At 66.9% G+C, this 915-nt stretch carries 1 protein-coding gene; it reads right to left on the reverse strand.

The window, feature by feature from the left end; all coding sequences use genetic code 11:
- Positions 1 to 180 precede the first annotated feature (180 nt).
- Positions 181 to 915, reverse strand: a 735-nt coding sequence (locus MLGJGCBP_RS22815; RefSeq protein ID WP_160098224.1) for an aldehyde dehydrogenase family protein, incomplete at its 5' end; no start/stop codon positions are given.

Below are 915 nucleotides of genomic sequence, written 5' to 3' on the forward strand. Positions count from 1 at the left end.
CCAACCTCAGTGACAACTCATCTACCACGCGTCACATTATGTCCCACACATCACTTCATCCACATGAGACACGCTCTTAATGTCCGAGGGGCTTGTTGGTGTGGTGGCTGGGGTCGGTTGTTCGGTGTTCACGGCGGACCTCCTGAAGGTTGGATGAAGTGAATCGGTGTCGAAGGTTTGTTACCGTGCGTGCCGGAGCCGGAACATCCAGGTGACGATCGTCATGTCCCGTTCCGAGCGTTCGAGCGCGAACAGTTTCATGGGGGCTGGGTATCGTTCGACGGTGACAGCATGGGGGCGGCTGAACTCGCGCAGCCCGTCCGCGCCGTGTACCCGGCCGAATCCGGACTCGCCGATCCCGCCGAACGGCAGTGCCGGGACGGCGCCGTAGCTGAAGACCGAGTTGACCGACACGGCCCCGCTGCGCAGGCGGCGGGCGAGCGCGCGTCCGCGGGCCCGGTTCCGGGTGAACACCGACGCCCCGAGCCCGTAGGTGGTGGCGTTGGCCCGTTCGATCGCCTCGTCGAGATCACCGACCTTGTTGACGACCACGGTGGGACCGAAGGTCTCCTCCCGCACCGCGGTAGAGGTTTCCGGGACGTCGGTGAGAATCACCGGATCGATGTAGCGCTCGTGCACCGCATCCACGCCGCCGACCACCGCGGTCCCGCCCCGGGTGAGGGCGTCCGCGATGTGGTCGCGCACGATGTCGACCTGGCGGGGCAGGGTCATCGGCCCGTAGGTGGCGGTGTCGTCGCCACCGGGATGCACCCGGATCGCCGCGGCGGTGAGCTTGTCGAGGAACCGGTGGTAGACCGGTTCGACGACGTAGATGCGTTCGACACCGGCGCAGACCTGGCCGGCGTTGCCGAACGCGCCGACGGCGGCGGCTTCGGCGGCCTTGTCCAGGTCGGC

The organism is Rhodococcus sp. T7, assembly GCF_009872365.1.
In the GTDB taxonomy this organism is placed as follows: domain Bacteria; phylum Actinomycetota; class Actinomycetes; order Mycobacteriales; family Mycobacteriaceae; genus Rhodococcus_F.